The sequence below is a fragment of the Algoriphagus sp. UBA3586 genome (genome assembly GCF_002376385.1).
GTDB lineage: Bacteria > Bacteroidota > Bacteroidia > Cytophagales > Cyclobacteriaceae > Algoriphagus > Algoriphagus ornithinivorans.
Window position 1 is genome coordinate 1 of record NZ_DFMT01000038.1, and the last position, 22,305, is coordinate 22,305.

The 22,305-nt window shown below is 41.3% G+C and carries 19 protein-coding genes; 11 read left to right on the forward strand and 8 right to left on the reverse strand.

The annotated features are described in order from the left end of the window. Positions 1-83: 83 nt before the first annotated feature. Positions 84-728 (reverse strand): hypothetical protein, encoded by a 645-nt coding sequence (locus B2906_RS13780; RefSeq protein WP_286940500.1) that lies wholly within the window; start codon positions 726-728, stop codon positions 84-86. Positions 729-841: 113 nt separating this feature from the next. Beyond that, on the reverse strand, positions 842-1,873 hold the full coding sequence (ruvB, locus tag B2906_RS13785; RefSeq protein WP_144606210.1) for a Holliday junction branch migration DNA helicase RuvB: 1,032 nt from the start codon (positions 1,871-1,873) through the stop codon (positions 842-844). Positions 1,874-2,148: 275 nt separating this feature from the next. Here ruvB and B2906_RS13790 point away from each other — a divergent pair, with 275 nt between their 5' ends. From B2906_RS13790 to B2906_RS13820, 7 genes are all read left to right on the forward strand, one after another. Further along, entirely contained in the window at positions 2,149-3,213 is a 1,065-nt protein-coding gene (locus B2906_RS13790; protein WP_219957247.1) for an FAD:protein FMN transferase, read from the forward strand. Between the two features lie 115 nt (positions 3,214-3,328). After that, entirely contained in the window at positions 3,329-4,081 is a 753-nt protein-coding gene (locus B2906_RS13795; RefSeq protein ID WP_219957248.1) for a ZIP family metal transporter, read from the forward strand. 119 nt (positions 4,082-4,200) lie between these two features. Further along, the gene (locus B2906_RS13800) at positions 4,201-4,467 is read left to right on the forward strand and encodes a DUF4212 domain-containing protein (protein WP_286940515.1); all 267 of its coding nucleotides are present in this window, start codon (positions 4,201-4,203) and stop codon (positions 4,465-4,467) included. A gap of 7 nt (positions 4,468-4,474) precedes the next feature. After that, positions 4,475-6,157, forward strand: a complete 1,683-nt coding sequence (locus B2906_RS13805) for a sodium:solute symporter family protein (protein ID WP_286940517.1) — start codon at positions 4,475-4,477, stop codon at positions 6,155-6,157. A 48-nt stretch (positions 6,158-6,205) separates the two neighbouring features. Further along, the gene (gene acs, locus B2906_RS13810; protein ID WP_286940520.1) at positions 6,206-8,098 is read left to right on the forward strand and encodes an acetate--CoA ligase; all 1,893 of its coding nucleotides are present in this window, start codon (positions 6,206-6,208) and stop codon (positions 8,096-8,098) included. A 74-nt stretch (positions 8,099-8,172) separates the two neighbouring features. Further along, positions 8,173-10,107: a DUF294 nucleotidyltransferase-like domain-containing protein gene (locus tag B2906_RS13815; RefSeq protein ID WP_219957250.1), complete on the forward strand. Its 1,935-nt coding sequence runs from the start codon at positions 8,173-8,175 to the stop codon at positions 10,105-10,107. Next, complete coding sequence (locus B2906_RS13820) at positions 10,104-10,775, forward strand: 3'-5' exonuclease (protein WP_286940526.1); 672 nt, start codon at positions 10,104-10,106, stop codon at positions 10,773-10,775. The genes B2906_RS13815 and B2906_RS13820 overlap by 4 nt, the downstream gene beginning before the upstream one ends. Here B2906_RS13820 and B2906_RS13825 read toward each other — a convergent pair whose 3' ends face one another. After that, entirely contained in the window at positions 10,776-12,176 is a 1,401-nt protein-coding gene (locus B2906_RS13825) for a DUF4403 family protein (RefSeq protein WP_286940531.1), read from the reverse strand. 74 nt (positions 12,177-12,250) lie between these two features. On the opposite strand from B2906_RS13825, the gene ytxJ reads away from it, so the two are divergent. Continuing rightward, positions 12,251-12,586 (forward strand): bacillithiol system redox-active protein YtxJ, encoded by a 336-nt coding sequence (ytxJ, locus tag B2906_RS13830; RefSeq protein ID WP_286940536.1) that lies wholly within the window; start codon positions 12,251-12,253, stop codon positions 12,584-12,586. Positions 12,587-12,707: 121 nt separating this feature from the next. Continuing rightward, entirely contained in the window at positions 12,708-15,566 is a 2,859-nt protein-coding gene (locus tag B2906_RS13835; RefSeq protein WP_286940541.1) for an outer membrane beta-barrel protein, read from the forward strand. Positions 15,567-16,081: 515 nt separating this feature from the next. Here the strand turns inward: B2906_RS13835 and B2906_RS13840 are convergent. Next, a complete protein-coding gene (locus B2906_RS13840) occupies positions 16,082-16,642 on the reverse strand; it encodes a fasciclin domain-containing protein (RefSeq protein WP_219957255.1) in 561 nt (186 codons plus the stop codon). A gap of 298 nt (positions 16,643-16,940) precedes the next feature. Here B2906_RS13840 and pheS point away from each other — a divergent pair, with 298 nt between their 5' ends. Continuing rightward, a complete protein-coding gene (gene pheS / locus B2906_RS13845; RefSeq protein ID WP_219957256.1) occupies positions 16,941-17,969 on the forward strand; it encodes a phenylalanine--tRNA ligase subunit alpha in 1,029 nt (342 codons plus the stop codon). A 47-nt stretch (positions 17,970-18,016) separates the two neighbouring features. Here pheS and rpiB read toward each other — a convergent pair whose 3' ends face one another. The 3 genes from rpiB to glyA all read right to left on the reverse strand — a co-directional run bounded on the left by rpiB (position 18,017) and on the right by glyA (position 20,711). Beyond that, positions 18,017-18,448: a ribose 5-phosphate isomerase B gene (rpiB, locus tag B2906_RS13850; RefSeq protein WP_219957257.1), complete on the reverse strand. Its 432-nt coding sequence runs from the start codon at positions 18,446-18,448 to the stop codon at positions 18,017-18,019. A 128-nt stretch (positions 18,449-18,576) separates the two neighbouring features. Beyond that, a complete protein-coding gene (gene tatC / locus B2906_RS13855; protein ID WP_091653566.1) occupies positions 18,577-19,425 on the reverse strand; it encodes a twin-arginine translocase subunit TatC in 849 nt (282 codons plus the stop codon). A 17-nt stretch (positions 19,426-19,442) separates the two neighbouring features. Continuing rightward, positions 19,443-20,711, reverse strand: a complete 1,269-nt coding sequence (gene glyA / locus B2906_RS13860) for a serine hydroxymethyltransferase (RefSeq protein ID WP_286940560.1) — start codon at positions 20,709-20,711, stop codon at positions 19,443-19,445. Between the two features lie 170 nt (positions 20,712-20,881). Here glyA and B2906_RS13865 point away from each other — a divergent pair, with 170 nt between their 5' ends. Next, positions 20,882-21,253, forward strand: a complete 372-nt coding sequence (locus tag B2906_RS13865; RefSeq protein WP_286940562.1) for a UDP-glucuronosyltransferase — start codon at positions 20,882-20,884, stop codon at positions 21,251-21,253. Positions 21,254-21,975: 722 nt separating this feature from the next. On the opposite strand, the gene B2906_RS13870 is transcribed toward B2906_RS13865, so the two are convergent. Beyond that, positions 21,976-22,203 carry a hypothetical protein gene (locus B2906_RS13870; RefSeq protein WP_286940564.1) on the reverse strand — a complete coding sequence of 76 codons (228 nt, stop codon included), beginning with the start codon at positions 22,201-22,203 and terminating at the stop codon, positions 21,976-21,978. Positions 22,204-22,305 lie beyond the last annotated feature (102 nt).

Below are 22,305 nucleotides of genomic sequence, written 5' to 3' on the forward strand. Positions count from 1 at the left end.
GTTATTTAAGCGGTTAGGAACAAAATAGATAACTAACTATTCTCCTTGAAGAAAGATAACTTCTATGGTTAGCTGTTTCCCTATCAAAAAAACCTAAACTCTACATGCGCCGCATACTTATTCAGCCAGATGATATCCATCCTTGCACCTTCCACCCATAGAAAAGTCAGGTCTATGGTCTCTACACTATCTAGTTTATTATAATCCTGAAAAAGATAAGAAGGGAATAAGTTTCGTAAGCTATAAGAACCAGGATATCGCTTTTTGTAATCATCCAAAGTTATTTGGAAAACTGGCAAATCCTCCAGCCTAAAATCTGTATTGCTGTAATTTTTAAATTCTAAGAATGTAAGCTTTCCTTGACTGTATTGTACCCATACTGAATCCTTCACATTTCGATAATTGGCAATATCGATTTGATCATCATGCTGGGTAAGGACAAAGCTCTCAGGCAGATTATCAGGCGTTTTTGGATAGTCTGCTATAGCTAATTCGTTGAGAAAAACCTGATTCTCCGGAATAGTTTCGGCGATTTCCTCAATGATTAAATTTTCGGATTCATTGTAGTACCAGATGGGAGTATCCCCGTGGGTAATGGGAGATCTTAAAATATTCTCTGTCATCGGGATACTGTCGGATGCACCTTCTATTAAAGCCTTTGGTGAAGTTTTTCGTTCACAAGATGACAGAATTAAGACACCTGAAAATAAAACTATTATTCTTATCACTTTTTAGTAGTAGTAGATCTCCAAAAAAAGATTCGTGATCGGTTTTAGGCAAGTCTAACTTCTATAGCAGCAGAACAAAAGGAAATATTTGAGGATGCTCATGATGCCTAATTTTATATATCAAACAAACCTCCCATTCCTTGGGCTGGCTTGATTTTTAGATGCTTGTATGCCAGTTCAGTAGCCATTCTTCCTCGGGCTGTTCGTTTCATATATCCTTCCTGAATCAGAAAAGGCTCATATACTTCCTCAATGGTTTCCGCTTCTTCCCCGCAGGCTGTGGCAATGGTGCTCAAGCCTACAGGTCCGCCTTTAAACTTTTCAATGATGGTCAGCAGAATTCTATTATCCATTTCATCCAGGCCATTTTCATCCACGTCTAAGGCATTTAAGGCAAATTTTGCTATATCCAATGTGATGGTTCCATCACCTTTGACTTCAGCAAAATCCCGCGTTCTTCTCAAAAGCATATTTGCAATTCTCGGCGTTCCGCGGCTCCTTCTGGCAATTTCAAAAGCTGCAATTTCGTCTATAGGAGTTTGCAAAATCCCTGCAGATCGGGACACGATATCTGTGAGCAATTTTGCATCATAATATTCCAGTCTGGAATTGATTCCAAACCTGGCTCTCAAGGGAGAAGTCAATAGGCCCGAACGGGTGGTAGCTCCGATCAAGGTAAAGGGACTGAGAGAAATTTGAACTGATCTTGCATTAGGCCCCGAATCCAACATGATATCGATCCGGAAGTCTTCCATCGCAGAGTACAGATACTCCTCCACTATAGGATTGAGACGGTGGATTTCATCGATAAAAAGCACGTCTCCTTCTTCAAGATTCGTTAAAAGTCCAGCAAGATCCGAGGGTTTATCTAAGACTGGGCCTGAGGTGATTTTGATTCCGGCCTTCAGTTCATTGGCAATAATATGGCTTAGGGTGGTTTTCCCCAGTCCCGGAGGGCCATGCAATAAGACATGATCCAGAGGTTCGTTTCTGTTTTTAGCAGCCAAAACGAATACCCTCAGGTTCTCAACGATTTTGGCCTGACCTGTAAAATCCTCAAAACTTAATGGACGGAGTGCTTTTTCAAATTCCTTGTCTTTGGAACTCAAATGCTCCTCGTCTCCTCTCAGATAATCTTCTCTCATGATTCTTCGCTAGCTTACAAATATAGAAATATGATGATCCCTAATGATACCCTCAACCAAATTCTCTTTGATTAGTGGGAGGGAAGACAGAAGACAGAAGTATCTAAAACCATTGGTTTCTACCAAAGCAAGGTTAACCTGGTAAATTCTTAAAGGCAGTAATTTTTCTCAAAAGATTCAAATAAATAGCCATGGGAGCTATCATAATTTTGAAGTAAGAAATTGACAGGCCAAGCAAAAATAAGCCTTAACTTTGAGTCCAAAATAGATTCGAAATGCGCCCAAATACCCGAAAAAATATCATTTACTCCCTGGTTCTTCTCCTATTGGTAGTGGTAGTCTACACTTGGAGAAACCGGGAAAAATCACCTGAAATCACCTTGGAAGAGGCTGCTCAATCTGGAAAAGTGACTTTATCAGGCCAAACAATGGGTACAACTTACTCAGTCACCTATTTGGATACTGAAAATCGGGACTTTAAAAAATCTATTGACTCTCTATTGGTTGTTTTCAACCAAAGCCTATCCACCTATATCTCGGACTCGGAATTAAGTCGGTTCAATCAGGGAGACTCTTTGAATTTTCAATTGCCTTTCCTACCTCAAGTGTTGAAGGCAAGCAAAGAAATCTATCAGAAAACTGAAGGGGCATTTGATCCAACAGTTGGTCCTTTGGTGAATGTATGGGGATTTGGACCTGGTGGACCGCAGTTAAAAGACTCAGTGGATATTCAAAACATGCTGAGAATGGTTGGGTTTGACAAAATTGATTTTGATTCAAAGCAATTGAGAAAAAAGGTTCCTGGCGTATATCTAGACTTTTCTGCTATTGCCAAAGGACAAGGAGTGGATGTGGTAGCCAAATTTTTGAGCAGCAAAGGATTGTCAAATTATTTGGTAGAAATAGGTGGGGAATTAGTGGCGCGTGGAGTAAATGAAAAAGGCGAACTCTGGAAAGTGGGTGTAAATAGACCTGAAGAAGAATCCAATGCATCGGAACTATACAGCATTATTGCCTTAAACAATAAGGGTATGGCTACTTCAGGGAATTACAGGAACTTTTATGTGCAAGATTCCATCAAGATATCTCACACCATTAATCCTAAAACTGGCTATCCTGTAAGACATAATTTGCTTAGCGCTACTGTACTAGCTAATGATTGCATGACTGCGGATGCCTATGCAACAGCCATGATGGTAATGGGTACTGAAAGGGCTATTGCTCTATCAGAAGGGATCAAAGAAATCGAAGTATTTCTAATCTATAGTAATCCGGATGGAAGCTATGGAACTTATGCCACTGAAAGCCTAAAGCCATACCTATCCTTCGTTCAGGAATAAGAACACAGATTCACAGCATTTAAAATAAATGCAACATTATTGAATTTTATTACCTTTGCGAGGGTTATAAACCCAGCTTTTCTTGGATTTTGAAAGGAAAAGCTGATCAATTCGCATGGGAACCAACTTTATTCTTCTTTTTCTAACTGCAATGATTGCGGGATCTTTGGTCTTTTTTGCACCGGATTTCCGTGATAAATATTTCAAGCTAGTACTGGTTTTTGCGGGCTCATACCTTTTTTCCATCACCATTCTCCACATAATTCCCGAACTTTTTGACAGCACTTACAGCAGTTCTAGTATGGGACTGTACATTTTGATTGGCTTTTTATTTCAGCAGATTTTAGAATATTTATCTAGCGGAATAGAACACGGACATATTCACCATCATCACGGTTCCGGAAAAGGAGGAGTGATGACTGTCATGATTGGACTATTTATCCACGCATTTTTGGAAGGCACCCTACTATCCCATGGAAGCTTGATGGAGGGTGTGGTAGAAGAAGTAGCTCATGGTCATAGCGAGAATACCATTTTGGCAGGAATCATCATGCACAAAGGTCCAGCAGCTTTTGCTTTAGCCGCGGTACTTTCATCCGAGCTTTCGAAAAAATGGACCTTGATTCTATTAACACTTTTCGCATTAGCATCTCCTTTAGGAATGTTTTCAAGTGCCTTTTTATTCCAGCAAGGAGTTTTGGAAAAAGAAGGAATCGGTGTTTTGTACGGGCTCGTTGCAGGAGGATTTCTTCACATTTCCACAACCATATTCTTCGAAAGCAGCCCACAACATAAGCTTCAAACCAGCAAGCTTTTGGTAAGCTTCTTTGCCGCAGCCTTAGCGATTGCCTCTGAATATTTGCTATAAAATTTGGTTTAGCTAGGCTGACTTTTTAAAAAAATTTAATTTTTATATAAAACAGGTTGCATTTACGTGGATTCACCTGCTACTTTATATGCTGAAGCATTTATAAAGCCAAAGAATCTATGTCTTCCCAACCCAAAATAAACACAAAACGCTACTGGAGAAAAAATCTTCAGACCTTATTGATACTGCTCTTTTTCTGGTTTCTCGTATCCTTCGGGTTTGGAATCCTATGGGTCGAAGAACTCAATCAAATCAGGCTAGGAGGCTTCAAATTAGGTTTCTGGTTTGCACAGCAAGGATCTATTTATGCATTTGTGGTTTTGATTTTTATTTATGTCTACCGCATGAATCGGCTGGACAAGGAATTTGACGTAAACGAAGAATAACCCAATTATGGAAATCCTCACCTGGACTTATTTGCTCGTAGGCGTCTCTTTCGCTATTTATATTGGCATTGCCATTTGGACAAGAGCTGGTTCCACTAAAGAATTTTACGTAGCTGGAGGGGGAGTTTCCCCCTTGGCAAACGGAATGGCAACGGCTGCCGATTGGATGTCAGCAGCTTCTTTTATTTCCATGGCAGGCCTGATCTCATTTGCGGGATACGATGGATCGGTATATCTCATGGGCTGGACCGGAGGCTATGTATTATTGGCTCTCTTGCTTGCTCCTTATTTGAGAAAGTTTGGAAAATTTACTGTTCCTGATTTTGTGGGCGATCGCTACTATTCCAAAACCGCAAAAATAGTAGCAGTCATTTGTGCCTTATTTATTTCCTTTACCTATGTGGCTGGGCAAATGAGGGAAGTTGGAATTGTTTTTTCCCGCTATTTGGAAGTACCGATTGAATGGGGTGTAGTGATAGGAGTGTGTATCGTTTTTTTCTATGCCGTGTTAGGAGGCATGAAAGGAATCACCTACACCCAGGTCGCCCAGTACTGTGTGCTCATTTTCGCCTATATGGTTCCGGCTATTTTCATCTCCATGCAATTGACTGGTAATCCTATTCCCCAATTGGGATTGGGTGGAGAGTTGGAAGAAGGCACCTATCTATTGGATAAGCTGGATGGTGTTTTGGCAGATTTAGGATTTGCAGAATATACCTCAGGTAGGAAAAGTATGACCGATATATTCATGATCACATTAGCTTTAATGGTTGGTACTGCTGGTTTGCCACATGTGATTGTGCGATTTTTCACGGTTCCCAGAGTCAAAGATGCACGGCTTTCGGCTGGCTATGCTTTAGTCTTTATAGCTATTTTATACACCACTGCTCCAGCGGTAGCCGCATTTGGAATTTACAATGCCATCAATTCCACCTCGGAAAAGAGAATGGATGAGCTGCCTACCTGGATTGCTACTTGGCAAAAAACTGATTTGATTCAAGTAGAAGACAAAAATGGAGACGGAAAAGTACAATACCTGCCGGATCCCGAAACCAATGAGTTAAATATAGACCGTGATATCATGGTGCTGGCCTCTCCGGAAATAGCAAAACTTCCCAACTGGGTGGTTGGTCTGGTTGCAGCAGGGGCCATGGCAGCAGCCTTATCTACAGCAGCAGGACTTCTCCTAGTTATTTCCACTTCTGTTTCCAGAGATTTGGTAAAAACCTATAATCCTGGCATCACAGAAAAGAAGGAATTGCGTATAGCCCGAATTGCCGCAGCCGGAGCAGTGATATTGGCGGGTTATTTTGGAGTAAACCCTCCCGGTTTTGTGGCTCAAGTAGTTGCTTTTGCCTTTGGCTTAGCGGCAGCTTCCTTTTTCCCTGTCATCATTATGGGAATCTTTTCGAGTAGGATTAATAAAGAAGGCGCCATCGCAGGAATGTTAACCGGACTGGTCTTCACATTGGGCTACATCATTTATTTCAAGTTTATCAGTCCCGAACTCAATACTTCTGAGCACTGGTGGTTTGGCATTTCCCCTGAGGGGATTGGGTCTCTGGGAATGATTCTCAATTTTCTAATTTGTATTTTAGTATCAAGCTTAACCCCTCCACCTCCTCAGGACGTACAAGAGATGATAGAGGAAATTCGAATTCCCAGAGGAGCGGGAAAGCCGACCCATTAGAAAAAATTCAGGGCAAAAGCCCTTTTTTACAATAAACCTAAAGTAGAAATGAGCGATCGATTACACACACTCAGCGGATATTTGTATGAATACCAGAAAAGTGTTGCCCAGCCAGAGGAGTTCTGGTCTCGGGTCGCAGATTCTTTTCATTGGAAAAAAAGATGGTCCAAAACCTTAAAATGGAATTTTCGGGACCCAGATGTCAAATGGTTTATCAATGGTAAACTGAATATCACTGAGAATATTTTTGAAAGACACCTCTATACAATTGGCGATCGGCCCGCTATTATTTGGGAGCCTAACGATCCAAAAGAAGCTGGACGTACGCTTACATATAAAGAGCTTTATCATGCAGTTTGCCAGTTTTCCAATGCACTGAAAGCAAAAGGAATCGGAAAAGGGGATCGGGTCATTATTTATATGCCTATGGTGCCGGAGGCAGCTGTAGCCATGCTTGCCTGTGCCCGAATTGGTGCTATTCACTCTGTGGTTTTCGCTGGATTTAGCGCCTCTGCTTTGGCAGATAGAGTGAATGATTGTCAGGCAAAGGCAATCTTAACAGCAGATGGGAATTTCAGAGGAAATAAAAAAATTCCTGTCAAAGATGTAGTCGACGAGGCATTGGAGAAATCCTCCGTGGAAACCGTGATTGTTTACCAAAGAACCCACCAGGAGATCAACATGAAATCTGGAAGGGATCATTGGTGGCATGATGTAATCAAAGAAGAGAAAGAGGAAAATAAAGCAGAGGAAATGGACTCGGAGGATATGCTCTTTATCCTTTACACTTCAGGTTCTACCGGCAAACCAAAAGGGGTTGTTCATACCACTGGAGGATATATGGTTTATACCAAATACTCCTTTGAAAATGTATTTCAATATTCTCCAGGGGATATTTACTGGTGTACCGCAGATATTGGCTGGATTACCGGGCACTCCTATATCGTGTATGGACCTTTACTAGCAGGAGCAACCACTTTGATGTTTGAAGGAGTACCTACTTTTCCTGATGCAGGAAGATTTTGGGCAGTGGTGGAAAAACATCAAGTAAATCAGTTTTACACGGCACCTACAGCCATTAGGGCTCTGCAAGCCCACGGCACAGAACCTATCGAAGGATATGATTTGAGCTCATTGAAAGTGCTTGGCTCAGTTGGTGAGCCCATAAATGAGGAAGCTTGGCATTGGTATCATACGCATATAGGAAAAGGAAAATGTCCCATTGTAGATACTTGGTGGCAGACTGAAACAGGAGGAATTATGGTTTCCCCTCTTGCGGGAATCACTCCGACAAAACCAGCATATGCAACTTTGCCTCTTCCCGGAATTCAATTATGCATAGTGGATGCGGAAGGAAATGAGCTCACGGGAAATGGGGTGGAAGGAAACCTCTGTATTAAGTTTCCATGGCCTTCTATGATCCGTACCACTTATGGTGATCATGATCGATGCAAACAAACCTACTTCTCCACTTACAAGGACATGTATTTTACAGGAGATGGTGTCAAAAGAGACCATGATGGATATTATAGAATTTTAGGACGAGTAGACGATGTGATTAATGTTTCCGGACATAGAATGGGCACCGCAGAAGTAGAAAATGCCATCAATGAGCACCCATTGGTAATAGAATCTGCGGTAGTAGGTTATCCACACGAAGTCAAAGGCCAGGGTATTTATGCTTACGTAATCTGTGACATGAAGAATAGAACGGAGGAAAACTTGGTCAACGAAATCAAGGATACCGTTTCTAAAATTATCGGCCCGATCGCCAAGCCTGATAAAATTCAAATTGTGCCAGGTTTACCCAAAACCAGATCTGGTAAGATTATGCGGAGAATATTGAGAAAAGTCGCAGAAAATAATCTGGATAATATGGGAGATACCAGTACACTTCTTGATCCTGAGGTGGTAACTCAGATTATTGAAGGCAGAAAGTAACCCGGATTTCTGAATTGGATGCAGGATACAAGAAAATAGAACTTGTATCTTGCATCTAAACTTCTTCAACAAGTATGGCCAATGTCATTGTCAATCGGGTTCAGGAATTTCTAAAAAAACATCCTCCCTTTTCCTTCTTGAACCAAGATGACTTAGCCTCCGTGGCCTCTCAAATAGAAATTCAATACCACGAAAAAGGTGAAATTCTATTTGAAAAAGGAGATGCCCCGGAAGCCTATTTTTTTATCCTGAAAGAAGGCCAAATCGAATTGAAAGACGGGGAGGAGACCAAAGACTTTTGTGATGAAGGGGATGTGTTTGGAGTCTTGGCCTTATTGGGAAAAAGACCCTATATCCTCACTGCAGCTGTATTGGAAAATTCACTGGTGTATTGCATCCCTGTCAATGCTTTTGAAGAAATTCTGCAGAGAAACAGCAAAGTAGCTCTCTTTTTTGCAGCAGGTTTCGCATCAGGACAGGTCGTGATACGGCAGGATCTTTCTGCAGGACAGAAAGCTAGGGGGATTTTCAAAAAAGACAATAATGACCACTCTTTACTTATTTTTTCAGATCAGTCTGAAATTCGATTTTCAGAAAATGTAGTCTGTATTGCTCCAGAATCTAGCATACAACAAGCTGCAGAAAAAATGGCAGAAAAGGAGGTGAGTTCAGTCGTAATTATCAATTCCGATAAATACCCCGTAGGAATCATCACCGATAAGGACCTTCGAACCAAGGTTGTCGCAAAAGCAATATCACTGGATTTGCCTGTGAAGCAAATCATGAGCTCACCTGTGATCACCAAAAAAAGAGACAGCAGCTTTTCAGACTTGTATTTGAGTATGATTAAAAATAGGCTGCATCATTTGATCCTGACCGAAGACGGGAGCGCCGAAAGTCCTGTTTGTGGGATTCTATCGGATCATGACGTGCTGCTTTCCATGGGCAATAGTCCTGCAGTTTTGATCAATGCCCTACTCAATACTACCGATCTCACAGAAATGCGTGCCATTCGGGATAGAGCCGAGACAATGCTTCGCTATTATTTGGAAAATGAGGTATCCATGGATTTTGTGGCCTCTGTCATGACTGAAATCAATGATGTCATCATTCAACAAGCAACCAAAATTGCCAGGAGCAAACTAGCACCCGAATTTCCGGAGATGCAGGGAATCAAATTTGCCTTTATTTCTTTGGGCTCGGAGGGAAGGGAAGAGCAGCTACTAAGAACTGACCAAGACAATGCCCTGATTTATGAGGACCTCCCGGCTTCGGTTCAAGTGAAAGCAGCAAACTATTTCCATCTAATGGGTTCTGAAATAGTGGAAGTTCTCCTTGCATGTGGGTTTGCATCTTGCCCGGGTGAGATTATGGCCTCCAATCCCAAATGGGTACAGCCTCTGAGCAAGTGGAAAGAATATTTCTCAGAGTGGATTCTTTCGCCTACTCAAGAATCCTTAATGCAGGCCTCTATCTTTTTTGACTTCAGAAAAATCACCGGTAGCTCTTCTCTAACTGATGAGCTCAGTGCCCATATATATGAGGAAATCCAGTCCAAAAAGGCTTTTCTGAGCTTTATGGCTCAAAATGCTCTGAAAAATCCACCTCCACTCGGCTTTTTTAAAGATTTTATGGTGGAAAAATCTGGGGAACATAGAGACCAGTTTGATATCAAAGCCAGAGCAATGATGCCCTTGGCGGACCTAGCCAGACTTTTGGTCTTGAGCCACGGAATAACAGGGATCAATAATACATTTAAGCGCTTTGAAAAATTAGGGCAGCTGGAACCTAATTACGAATCTCTTTTCAACCAAGCCGGAAAGGCCTATGAAATCCTGATGAGGATGAGAGCATTGGAAGGACTTCAAAATGATAATAGTGGCAGATTCATTTCTCCGGAACATATGGGGAAACTTCAAAGACAATTGCTGAAGAACACCTTCTCACCATTGGCTGAATTGCAAGATATTGTGGAAGTGCGTTTTCAACTAGCCTACTTCAGGAAATGAGTTGGTGGCCTTTTGGAAGAAAAAAAGAGGAGCAGCCTCCTTGGCTGAACGCTTATTTGACTGAGGCAAAGAAGTCCATTCCCGGAATCCGAAAAATCCAGCAATTGAGCTTTGTAGTCTTGGATACCGAGGCCACTGGTTTTGATCCTAAGAAAGATGAATTATTATCCTGCGGTATCATAGGGATTGAAGAAGGAAAAATCAAAATCAGCAGTTCCAAAGAATGGCAATTTGCATCTGAGAAATCTCCTGGAAAATCTGCAACAATACATGGCTTGATTCATCCCAAAAATCCAATTGAGTTAAAAACCTTTTGTCAGGAGCTGTTGGGTAATCTGCGAGGATCCATTATCGTAGGCCATCATATTGGATTTGATTTGGACCTACTATGCAAGACTTTTCAACCCTTTGGATTTAATCAATTTCCTAATCCAAAAATTGACACGATGAATTTGGCTGTGCGTTTGGATTTTGGCCCCCAAGTAGACTGGAATAGGGTTAGGAAAGAAGATTACAGCTTGGATGCTTTGTGCGAGAAGTTCAACATCCCCAAAGAAGACCGGCATACTGCTGGAGGTGATGCATTTCTGACTGCTCAATTATTATTGAAGTTATTAAAGCAGGCCGAGAAAAAGGGGATTCTTACGTATCAGGAGTTATTTCGCTGATTACTTCCAGTTGACCCCTATTTTTCCTTGGGCTTTCATCATCACCTGCAAGCCGGAACGGGTAGGATAAAATCCCGAGGGAGATATTTCAAGATTTTGGATAGACAAATCAGCGATAGGAGTCTCCAGACCTAACCTTTCCTGAATGCCTCCCAAGCTATCTTCCAACAAATCCCCTATCGGAAAAACAGCCCTTTTTTCAATCTGACGGATAATTTTTCCCTTTTTAAGCGCGATACCCAACTTGGCTCTGGAATTATCACTCATCACTTTGAAATTAACATCTTCAAAAATCAAACTTTCCAATTTTCTATCGTAGGCAGGCTTCCCGACCACAAAGAAGTTTCCTTCCATCCGCTCACCATTTTCCCGGTCAGCCACGAAATCACAGGTAATAGCCAGCCGTTCCCCAAAAGATTGAGTTTTGAGATTGGCTAAAGTCAACAAAGTCTTTCTATCCGCTCTGAATGTTTTTCCCAGAAAATTCTCTGCCATCAAAGCATCCAGCTCAGCATAACTCATTTGAAAAGGCAAGGTGATCTTTAGATGATTTTCTGAATCTGAATTGGTACTTAGAGCCGGAAGAGGAAAAGCTCTAGAAGGTGCTGCATTAGCGGGATGAGTGTTGATTTTTCCGCTTAGACCCAACCAAAGATGAAAGTTTTCAGATCGGTCAAAGTACTCTTTTAATCTCACGGATTGAGGCTGAATAGAAAAGGCCTGAGCGCCTCCCTCCCAGTTTACCATAAAAGGCTTACCTGCCTGTTCCCATGCCAAGTCAATCATGGGCTTCATGTTCACCAGTTTTTGATCGGGACGTAAATTTTCTTTCGCCCAAACCCGGATTTCCCTTTCCAACAATCCGCTCAAATCCAATTTCATCCCTAGCACATCCAAGGCAAGATTTCCTCCTAAATCTATCAATTCAAACTGCTTGACACTCAGACTCCAGTCTGGATTGATCTGGGGATTCACCCGAAATACAGGAGCAAACTGCTCATCCAATGGCACTTTTCCCCTAAATAAACTTCCCAATCCTCCTCTTTTCAATCCTAAATCACCCTTTACTTTTAAAGGAAGAGTCATTTGAATTGTCTGGCTATCCAAAGCTACCCATGAGATATTCCCAACTCTGCTCAATTGAAGATTTCCCTCTATGCCGCTACCTAAATCCAAATTTTCCTCAGAAATCAAATTAACCGGAAGTTGGGAATTAAATATCTTATTGAGAGTAGCCTTCGGCATAGTCAAAGGAACATTGACCTCGGAGGTAGCCGGTGGGATTTCAGGCAAGGGTCCGGGATTAGAAATATCTAAACTTTTGCATCCAACAAGCAGGATACTGAGAAATATGAGAGGAATACTATATTTTTGCAATTGAGTTGCGAATTGATGGATCATTTGTAATTTCAATGAATCTATTAAGGAACTAATTACTCCCTGCAAGTATTGTCCCAATTAAAGGATAAGAAGTGATGAATTGGAAAAAATTAACAGAAGAAGCTCAAATTGAGGAAATAAAAGCGCTTAGCAAAGAAAGACCTGTGATGATTTTTAAGCACAGTACACGTTGCTCAGTCAGTAGCATGTCCTTGGACAGACTATTGAGAAATTGGAAAGCAGAAGATGAAGAGAGGCTAGTTCCTTATTTTTTAGACCTCATTGCGTATAGAAATCTTTCAAACCTCGTAGAACAAGAATTTGGTGTACCACATGAGTCTCCACAGGTTATCATTGTACGGGATGAAGTGGCTGTTTACGACAATTCTCACTTTGGGATCAATTATTCCGATTTAATGGCAAAAATTTAAACGCTGTTAAAAGCCTGAAACAACCTTTTATCCCAGCATTTCCCCTCTCTTATTTTTTAGTAAAGAGGGACTAAACCTTTGCCTTTTTCATACAGTCAAAGGAGATGAACTTTGCAATTGTATGAAGAAGAACTACCCAATTATTACTTTAATTTTTTGCTTTTTGACGGCATTGACAGCTTTGGCACAAAGGCCCGAAGGAGCTGAGAGACAGGAGCGAAAATTTACCGGCACTGTGATTGACGGATCTATTAACCAGCCTATGGTTGGTGCCAATGTGCAAATCAAAACAGTAACCGATTCACTTTTGAGGGGGACTGTAACGGATGGACAAGGAAAATTTGAAATCATCCGTCCAAATATCCCTCAGGTTAAAATAGAAATCACTTTTATAGGATATAGAACTATCACCAAAATCCACAGCATGAGAGAGCCCGTGGATTTGGGAGATTTGATCTTACTTGAAGACACCAAGGTATTAGGGGAAGTTTTGATTGAAGGGCAAGTACCTGTGGGTGAACAAAAAGGAGATACTACCTCCTTTAATGCTAATGCTTTCAAAACCAGAGAAAATGCCCAGGCAGAAGACTTAATCAGAAAGCTTCCGGGTGTTACATTTCAAAATGGACAAATCCAAGCTCAGGGAGAACAGGTTCAGAGGGTATTGGTGGACGGACGCGAATTTTTCGGTTCGGATCCCAGCATTGCCTTAAGAAATCTTCCAGCTGACGCCATCGAACGGGTAGAAGTCTTGGATCAACGCTCAGACCAAAGCAGACTTACGGGTTTTGATGACGGTAACTACACCAAAACCATCAATATCATCCTTCGCTCAGACAAGAAAAATGGGCAATTTGGAAGAGCCTATGCAGGCTATGGTACAGATGATCGCTATTCCGCGGGGGGCAGCTTGAACTTATTTAATGGAGATCGAAGAGTATCGATATTAGGTCTTTTCAACAATGTCAATCAGCAAAACTTTTCTTCCCAAGATTTGGCAGGGGTAACCGCCAATGCCTCGGGAGGAGGAGGAAGAAGATTTGGAGGTGGGCGCTTCGGAGGAGGCAACAACAACTTCTTTGTAGGCAATGACATTGGAATCATAGCAACCAATGCTTTGGGCCTGAATTATTCAGACAAATGGGGCAAGAAGGTAAACTTTACCGGAAGTTATTTTTTCAATAATACCAACAACACCCTGCGTCAGTTAACCAATCGGGAAACGATCGTCAACCAAGGGCTAAGTCAGTTTTATGAAGAAAGTCTGATCAATAATGTGGAAAACTTCAACCACAGAGCAAATGCCCGAATTGAAGCTGATTTGAATGAGAAAAACAGTTTGATCATCACTCCATCCATTTCTTTTCAAACCAACCGCACCTTCAGTGACAGGGATGCATTGACCTATGCGAGTACGGGTGATTCTCTATCTGCCTTAAGATCTACTTCCAATGCAGAAACTCAGGCTTTCAATTTGGCAAACAATCTGACTTACCGATATAAGTTTGACAAAAAGGGAAGAACTCTCTCTACTGATATCAATACAGTTTGGAACAATAGGGATCAGTTTTCCGATTTATTGGCAGCGAGCAGAGAGTATAGAAGAAATACTTTAGACACCACTACTCAAGAAACAGACGGTTTAAATCGGGGCTTTAATTATAGGATCAACACTACCTGGACGGAGCCATTTGGAGAAAAATCCATCGGAACTTTTGGCTACCAAATATCCAACAATAAAACCCGTGCTGACCAAAAAACCCGAGTCTTCAATGAAGAAAACCTGCCAGTGTTGGATACAGCTTTGAGTAATGAATTTGATAATAAATTTATCACTCAAAGACTACGATCCGGCTATGCCTATACCAATAATGGCTGGAATATTAATTTGAACCTAGACTACCAAAATGCCCGTTTGGACAATGAGGCCTTCTTCCCAACAGAGGGAGTATTCAGAAGGGATTTCAACAATATTTTACCGAGTGCAAATATTAACTTCCGGAACAGGGAAACAGGCTTTTCCTGGAGGATTCGATATAGAACTGATACTGATGAGCCAAGTGTAACTGAGTTACAAAACGTGGTCAATAATCAAAATCCTTTAAATCTATCAGTGGGTAACCCTACATTGGGCCAAAGCTATAACCACAATATTTTTGCAAACATCGCCAAAGTCAATCTAGAAAAGTCTAAGACCTTTTTCACCTTCATCAACTATTCTGCAACCAGTAATTTTATTGGAAACAGCACCTTTGTGGCTTCCCAAGACACTTTGATCAATGGAGAAATCCTCCTGAGACCAGGAGGACAAATCTCTCAGCCGGTGAACTTGGATGGGAATTGGAGAGTGAGGGCTTTTGCGACCTATGGGATGCCAATTCCGAAGTTGAAATTACAATTCAATACCAATACAAGACTAGGCTTCAACCGAACTCCTGGACTGATCAATGGTGATCTGAATTTGAATGACAACATTGAATTAAGCCAGGGCATTACGATTAGCTCCAATATCAGCAAGAATGTGGATTTCTCGGTAAGTACTACAGGTACTTATACTATCGTTAATTCCAGTTTGCAGGCTAATTTGGATCAAAATTATTATGTGCAGGAGTCCAATATTCGTTTGTATTTCTCTCCCAACAATGGAAAACTGTTTGTAGGCAATAATGTGAATAATATGCTTTACAGCGGCTTGTCTGAAGGTTTTGATCAGTCTGTGTGGTTGTGGAATATTGAAGGTGGCTTCCGCTTTGCCAAAAACAATAAGGCCGAGTTGAAAGTGGTGGTTTTTGACTTATTAAATCAAAATAACAGCATCAGTAGAACTATTTCTGATGTCGCGATTACGGATGTATTCACCAATGTTTTAACCCGATACGGGATGCTAACCTTTACTTATATCATTGGGAATTTCAAAGAGCCCGAGCCGGATAACAGTCCTTGGAATAGAGGTAGGCCGAGTGGAGGAAGAACCTGGTAGGAAAGTGAGAAGGCTAAAATCAGAAGGCTAAAAATGCTAGTAGTGGCCCAATGATATTCCCGCAAAGGTTGGAAAAGGCAAAGAGGCTATATTTCCTATGTTCCCTCGGTGGTTTTTAAAATTGCTCGCGGAAAAGCAGGGGAAAGGTTATTGGTTATTGAGTTATTTTCAAACTAAGATTTCACCTTTGTCACAAACTATGTGTGCTATTGTGAATCCTATGTGGTTAAATAAAATGGCTCGCAGTGGCGCGGCGACGCAGCGGTTTTATCTCCCGCAAAGGATGGAAAAGGCAAAGAGGCTATGTCCCCTCTGTAGTTTTTAAAATTGCTCGCGGAAACGCAGGGAAAATGTTATTGGTTATTGAGTTATTTTCAAGTTAGAGGCCGACTTTGTAGCATAACTATTTGAACTCCTGTTAATACGTAGAAAAATAATAACGCTCTAAAAAATAAAAAAAGCCGACGGAGCACATCCCCGCCGGCTTTTTGCTATTTAACCCTAACTTTACCTTATCACATTTTAGGAAGTACTACAGTGTCTACAGAGTGAATTACTCCGTTTGACTGCCATACGTCTGCGATAGTTACTTTTGACTGACCACCGTTTTCGTCGGTGATATATAAGTCTTTACCTTTCATCCAAGCAGTCAATTTACCACCTTGTACAGTAGTCAATACCGCTTTTCCGTTACCTTTTTTAATTGCGTCTGCGATGTCCTTAGAACCCATTTTACCAGCAACTACATGGTAAGTCAAAACTGCTGTCAATTGACCTTTGTTCTCCGGCTTCAAAAGTGTTTCTACTGTTCCGTTTGGCAATTTTGCGAAAGCGGAGTTTTCAGGAGCAAAAACGGTGAATGGACCTTTTCCTTGTAATGTCTCTACCAATCCTGCTGCTTTTACAGCTGCTACCAGGGTAGTGTGATCTGCAGAGTTTACTGCATTTTCAACAATGTTTTTGGAAGGATACATAGGTGCGCCACCTACTTCTACTGTCTTCTCCATTTGTGCAAAAGCCACATTGGCTGATAAGAAAACAAATGCTACTAAAGCTACTTTTAAGAAATTTTTCATGGTTTGTAGTGTTTTTTGTATTTGGAAGGAATTACGAGGGCCCAGCAAAAACTGGATTGAGAGAAATTGAAAAATATTTTAAAAAGTCTGTACCAAGTACCCTCAAAGGGCTTAAGGCCCCTTGAAGAGTTTGATACATGCTTAAGGGATATTTTATTATGATTTGAAATTTGGATTACAAAACCTACCATACGAGTTCGGGATTTGCAATCCGGAACAACGATAGCGATAAACCAATCCTCCAATAGGCCTTTTAAGTCAAAAATTGTAGCTTTGCGACTTGATTAATCTGAATCTCATGTATCAGGAAAAAATCGATGCCATCAAGGCCGCAATTGCATCTGCAGATGCCAATAATCCCGAAGAGTTGGAAGCTTACCGCATGGAGTATATCTCCAAAAAAAGTGTTGTGGGTGCTCTCTTCGCAGATATGGGAAAAATCCCGAATGAGGAAAAGCGTGCCTATGGACAATTGGTCAATGGAGTCAAGCAACTTGCAGAGGAGAAGTTTCAGGAGCTGATAGAAAAAGTCAATTCTGCGAATAAAAAATCCAAATCTGCCAATATTGACCTAACCCTACCTCCATCCAACCAAGATATAGGAGGCATTCACCCATTGACTGCAACTCGTCAACGCATCATAGAAATATTCGAGCGCATTGGTTTCAACCTATCCGAAGGACCGGAAATCGAAGACGACTGGCATAATTTTACTGCTCTCAACTTCCCTGAAAACCATCCGGCAAGGGAGATGCAGGACACCTTTTTTATCGAGAAAAATCCTGACATCGCTTTGCGTACCCATACTTCCTCTGTACAGGTAAGAGTAATGGAAAATCAAAAACCTCCCATCCGCACTCTTTCTCCTGGAAGAGTGTATAGAAATGAAGCTATTTCTGCAAGGGCACATTGCATCTTCCATCAGGTTGAAGGATTGTATGTTGATGAGAACGTTGGATTCGCGGATTTAAAAAACACCCTGTATCACTTTGCCAAAGAGATGTTTGGTAAGGAAACCAAAGTTCGCTTCCGCCCTTCTTATTTTCCTTTCACCGAACCCAGTGCAGAGATTGATATTTCTTGCCTGATTTGTGGAGGAAAAGGTTGTACCATATGTAAAGGAACAGGTTGGGTAGAGATCGGGGGTTCTGGAATGGTAGATCCAAATGTCCTTGAAAACTGCGGCATTGACTCCAAAAAATACACGGGCTTTGCCTTCGGAATGGGAATTGAGCGAATCGCCATGCTCAAATATCAAATCAAGGATTTGCGCTTATTCACTGAAAACGATGTGCGCTTCCTAAGGCAATTCAAACCCTTACTCTAGATTTAAGCCCGGCAAATTGTCGGGCTTTTTTCTTCTACTTTAGCCTATCAACTACAAGCAATCTTATTCACCCGATTAGCATGTCGTCCGCCTTCGAAGGGGGTGTTTAGGAAGGTCTCAGCCAGTTTTTCTGCAAGCTCGTAGGAAATAAATCTGGCAGGAAGAGCCAAAACATTGGCATTGTTATGCAGACGAGCTAAAGCTGCCAACTCCTCATTCCAGCAAAGGGCCGCACGGATTCCTTGATGCTTGTTGGCCGTAATTGCTACTCCATTTCCGGATCCGCAGATAACAATGCCCAGCTCGTATTCTCCATTTTCAATAGCAGTGCTTAAGGGATGCACATAGTCTGGATAATCCACAGAAGCATCAGAGAAAGGTCCAAAATCTTTGACCTCATGGCCTAAGCTTTCCAGTTTCTGAACCAACTTCTCTTTGTATTCAAATCCGGCATGATCGCCTCCGATTGCAATCTTCATTTTATTTTTGATTTACGATTTACGATTTACGGGCAGCTCTTAACCTCTATCCATAGACTTAAGCGCTAAATTTTTTGTAGGCTTTAATTCATATCGCCTTCAGCTTTTAGACTTAAGAATTCAGACTTCTATTCAGCTTCTTTTTTCGCATACTCGGCTTCCTTAATCGCCCGCTTTTTCTCCAAACGTTTAGCGATATTAATTCCAGCTTCGTACAGGACCAAGATAGGCATGGCGATCAGCAACTGAGAAATTACATCCGGAGGGGTAATTACGGCCGCCAGAACCAATATCACGACAATCGCATGTCTTCTATAAGCTCTCAGCATTCCTGAGGTAACCAGTCCTGACATAGACAAGAAATAGATGACTACCGGCAACTGGAACATAATCGCAGAAGCCAATACCAGCATGATAAGGGTAGTCACATAGGAAGATATATCAAACTCATTTAAGATCGACGGATCCAACTGATAGTTGGAAAGGAAGTTGATCGATAAAGGAGAAAGGATATAATATCCAAAGGCTGCCCCTAAGAAGAACAACAAACTCACGAAGAAAACAGCTCCCCGAGCCGCGTTTTTTTCCTGATCATACAATCCTGGGCTGATAAATTTCCAAAACTCCCAGAATACATATGGGAAAGCCACCACAAAACCCACCACAAAACTGGAGGTCATGTGCATGGAAAACTGCCCCGTCATCTGCCTACTTTGAATGGTAAATGGGAGTTCGTCAATACACAATGCTGCAATTCCCAAATAATCACTGATATCACAAAGCACCCGATAGGTGAGAAAATCCACCTTGGATGGGCCCAGGATAATGATTCCAAAAACAATGCTTTTGGATAGAAATGCAATCACTGAGAAAATCAGAATGGCTGCCACAGATCGCAGCAAATGCCAGCGGAGAGCTTCTAAATGGTCCAAAAAGGACATTCCCTCCTCTTCCTCTTGATATTGGTCTAATGCCACGTTGGTTTGTTTCGCTTTTAGTATAATGGAAACTGAATCATCCACTTATTGACTTCTGCACGGATGCTCTGCAATTCACTTTCATTGTCATGATTTCGCAAAGCTCGGTCAATCAGCTGAACGATCTTTTTCATATCTTCTTCCTTCAGACCACGGGTGGTGACCGCGGCAGTTCCTACTCGCATCCCGGAAGTCACAAATGGAGACTTGGTATCGAATGGGACCATGTTTTTATTGATAGTGATATCTACTTTGCCTAATGTTTCTTCTGCCAGCTTTCCAGTAAGATTCTTATTTCGAAGATCAATTAGCATCAAATGATTGTCAGTTCCTCCTGAAATCAACTGATATCCCAGACTTACGAACTCTTCTGCCATTACGGCTGCATTTTTCTTCACTTGAAGAATATAAGTCATATATTCATCAGACAAGGCCTCTTCAAATGCAACTGCCTTAGCTGCGATAATATGCTCTAATGGTCCTCCCTGAGTACCTGGGAACACACCCATATCCAGCAAAGAAGACATCTTCTTGATTTCGCCTTTTGGAGTAGTCAATCCCCAAGGATTGTCAAAGTCTTCTCTCATCAAGATCAAGCCCCCTCTAGGTCCTCTCAGGGTCTTGTGAGTAGTGGTGGTCACGATATGACAGAACTCCAATGGATCATTCAACAAGCCTCTTGCAATCAATCCTGAGGGATGGGAAATATCCGCCAACAATAATGCTCCTACCTGATCAGCAATATCTCTCAAACGCTCATAATCCCAGTCTCTAGAGTATGCAGAAGCTCCGCAAATGATCATTTTTGGTTTTACTTCTAATGCCTTGGCTTCTACCTTATCATAATCAATCACCCCGGTCTCTTCTTCTACTCCATAAAAATGAGGATCGTATAATTTTCCGGAAAAATTTACTGGAGATCCATGAGTTAGGTGACCACCATGAGACAGGTCAAAGCCCAAGATAGGATCCCCGGCTTTCAAACATGCCAAGAATACAGCAGCATTAGCCTGTGCACCGGAATGGGGCTGCACATTGGCCCAAGTTGCACCAAAGAGCTTCTTTGCTCTGTCGATAGCAATTTGCTCGATCTCATCGACCACCTCGCATCCACCATAGTAGCGCTTTTTTGGAAGCCCTTCTGCATATTTATTGGTCAAAACACTGCCTGCGGCCTCCATGACCTGCTTGCTGGTGAAATTTTCCGAAGCAATCAGCTCTATGCCGCGCTTCTGTCTGTATTCTTCTTGTGCGATGAGGTCAAATACAACCGTATCTCTTTTCATAATCAGGGAATTGAAAGCCTATTAATTGGAAAAAACAAGACTGAGCCTGTTTGAAATCAGGACCAAAAATAGCCCGAAAGTCCTTATTATCCAATGTGAAATGGGATTGAAAAAAGCGAAGATCCATAGCTAGTCTATAAATCATGGCTGAAGCTTCGTAAATTCAAATTATGATTGATTTCAAATTCCAGCCATCCACTTACTTTTCTGAAGAAGTTTCCTCTGTTTTGTTGGTCAAACTCCACTATCCGGAGTCCACTTGGGGCGAACAGATCAGTATTTATGCCCACCAGATGGATTTCAAAATCCATTTGGAAGCGGTGGATTTTTATGGAAATGACTATATGCTTTACCCATCAAAAATTGAGGAGCCTTTCAATCTGGAAGATTTAATTTATTTGATAGAAGGCATGCAGGTCAATCAGGATGAATTGGATGGAAAAATGGAGTTGGTATTGGATGGTGTGCCTGAAGCAAGCAGTATGTTTTATCCAGAGTTGGAAAAATATTTTGATGAAAAGAGAAGGAGCTTTGGCTTGTAGTTTTGATGCACCTAAGAGGATGGGGAAGGATATTTAGAAATTTTAGAATTACGATTTACGATTTACGGGCATGAACGGTGAACATTGAACCCTGAACAAAAGCAGACTCAATTTCTCAGTTACCCAATTACACATTCCAGAAAATATCGAACATCGAATGATGAATGTTGAATTTCGAAGTGAAAGCGGTGATTAGAAATGAGATTTATTCTTCAAGACGCCTAGACGAGCGAATAAATAATAATAGAATTACGATTTACGATTTACGGGCATGAACATTGAACCCTGAACAAAAGCCGACTCAATTTCTCAGTTACCCAATTACACGTTCCAGAAAATATCGAACATCGAATGATGAATGTTGAATTTCGAAGTGAAAGCGGTGATTAGAAATGAGATTTATTCTTCAAGATGCCTTGACGAGCGAATAAATAATAATAGAATTACGATTTACGGGCATCAAAGAATCCTTTTTTCTTATTTCACGCAATTCAAGCAGTCATGAAGGATGAACTGTGTGTATTACCATTGGTAGGAACGCTGAAAAAAATATCGAACATCGAATGATGAATGTTGAATTTCGAAATATGGACATGAACGATGAACTAGGATGGCCAGCCGTAGGTAGGAGCTTTGAAAAATGGAAAAATTGAAAAACCTCTATTTTTTCGTATTAAAAAATCTTCAATATGAATTAGGGATTGCAAATCCCGAATAGCTTCTCAAAAATCCAAGGCACTGGCTTTTTGGCTGCCTACTTGGTAGCTTTTAAACCAATATTCATAGGTCTCAAAATCGATACAATCCTTCAATTCAATACCATTGAAAAGTAATTTCTTTAAGCAACTCACCGGCAACCAAGATTTAATTTTGCGCTCCTGTTCTTTGGAAAGCTGGGATAATTGCACCCATTTCTTGCCGTCAATAAAAATTGGAATAAGTTTGGTCATTGGTTTATGCATGTTTTCGAGACAAAAGTACCTTGATAATCAGACGGCTACAATTATGCCAAATTAATTTTATGTTATTAAAATTCGAGATTCATAACTTGC

What these genes read in the sequence shown, in the direction of transcription:
- B2906_RS13790 (WP_219957247.1), top strand. Translation starts at nt 2,149, where the DNA reads ATGCGCCCAAATACCCGAAAAAATATCATTTACTCCCTGGTTCTTCTC.
- B2906_RS13805 (WP_286940517.1), top strand. Translation starts at nt 4,475, where the DNA reads ATGGAAATCCTCACCTGGACTTATTTGCTCGTAGGCGTCTCTTTCGCT.
- B2906_RS13795 (WP_219957248.1), top strand. Translation starts at nt 3,329, where the DNA reads ATGGGAACCAACTTTATTCTTCTTTTTCTAACTGCAATGATTGCGGGA.
- rpiB (WP_219957257.1), bottom strand. Translation starts at nt 18,448, where the DNA reads ATGAAGATTGCAATCGGAGGCGATCATGCCGGATTTGAATACAAAGAG.
- pheS (WP_219957256.1), top strand. Translation starts at nt 16,941, where the DNA reads ATGTATCAGGAAAAAATCGATGCCATCAAGGCCGCAATTGCATCTGCA.
- B2906_RS13840 (WP_219957255.1), bottom strand. Translation starts at nt 16,642, where the DNA reads ATGAAAAATTTCTTAAAAGTAGCTTTAGTAGCATTTGTTTTCTTATCA.
- B2906_RS13865 (WP_286940562.1), top strand. Translation starts at nt 20,882, where the DNA reads ATGATTGATTTCAAATTCCAGCCATCCACTTACTTTTCTGAAGAAGTT.
- B2906_RS13800 (WP_286940515.1), top strand. Translation starts at nt 4,201, where the DNA reads ATGTCTTCCCAACCCAAAATAAACACAAAACGCTACTGGAGAAAAAAT.
- ruvB (WP_144606210.1), bottom strand. Translation starts at nt 1,873, where the DNA reads ATGAGAGAAGATTATCTGAGAGGAGACGAGGAGCATTTGAGTTCCAAA.
- B2906_RS13815 (WP_219957250.1), top strand. Translation starts at nt 8,173, where the DNA reads ATGGCCAATGTCATTGTCAATCGGGTTCAGGAATTTCTAAAAAAACAT.
- B2906_RS13820 (WP_286940526.1), top strand. Translation starts at nt 10,104, where the DNA reads ATGAGTTGGTGGCCTTTTGGAAGAAAAAAAGAGGAGCAGCCTCCTTGG.
- glyA (WP_286940560.1), bottom strand. Translation starts at nt 20,711, where the DNA reads ATGAAAAGAGATACGGTTGTATTTGACCTCATCGCACAAGAAGAATAC.
- ytxJ (WP_286940536.1), top strand. Translation starts at nt 12,251, where the DNA reads ATGAATTGGAAAAAATTAACAGAAGAAGCTCAAATTGAGGAAATAAAA.
- acs (WP_286940520.1), top strand. Translation starts at nt 6,206, where the DNA reads ATGAGCGATCGATTACACACACTCAGCGGATATTTGTATGAATACCAG.
- B2906_RS13870 (WP_286940564.1), bottom strand. Translation starts at nt 22,203, where the DNA reads ATGACCAAACTTATTCCAATTTTTATTGACGGCAAGAAATGGGTGCAA.
- B2906_RS13825 (WP_286940531.1), bottom strand. Translation starts at nt 12,176, where the DNA reads ATGATCCATCAATTCGCAACTCAATTGCAAAAATATAGTATTCCTCTC.
- B2906_RS13835 (WP_286940541.1), top strand. Translation starts at nt 12,708, where the DNA reads ATGAAGAAGAACTACCCAATTATTACTTTAATTTTTTGCTTTTTGACG.